1 protein-coding gene is annotated in these 235 nt (G+C 30.6%); it reads right to left on the bottom strand.

Features of this window, described 5'->3' with window-relative positions; genetic code table 11:
* Positions 1 to 59 precede the first annotated feature (59 nt).
* Positions 60 to 218, bottom strand: a complete 159-nt coding sequence (locus AC23L6_RS13440; RefSeq protein ID WP_487570235.1) for a hypothetical protein — start codon at positions 216 to 218, stop codon at positions 60 to 62.
* Positions 219 to 235: the final 17 nt, after the last annotated feature.

Raw genomic sequence — 235 nt, forward strand, 5'->3', positions numbered from 1 at the left:
CCTCGATTTGGTTTTAAAGCATCTCTAACGGGAATAATCATAGAATCAGAAACCACCATTTAATCTACAGCGTTCATTTCATTATATATTTCTACACCAGTATAATTGATGTCTAATTTTTCTGAAATAATATACTTTTTAAGATGTATTTCATGATGCTCGGCGGTTTTGGAAGAGACAGGCCCTCTAAAATCCCAGATTAACTTTATTTTTCTCATTTTTAATTTCACTTATT

The organism is Flavobacterium sp. R1_16 (genome assembly GCF_057652095.1).

Coding starts and splice junctions, on each gene's coding strand:
- AC23L6_RS13440 (WP_487570235.1), bottom strand. CDS start 218: ATGAGAAAAATAAAGTTAATCTGGGATTTTAGAGGGCCTGTCTCTTCC.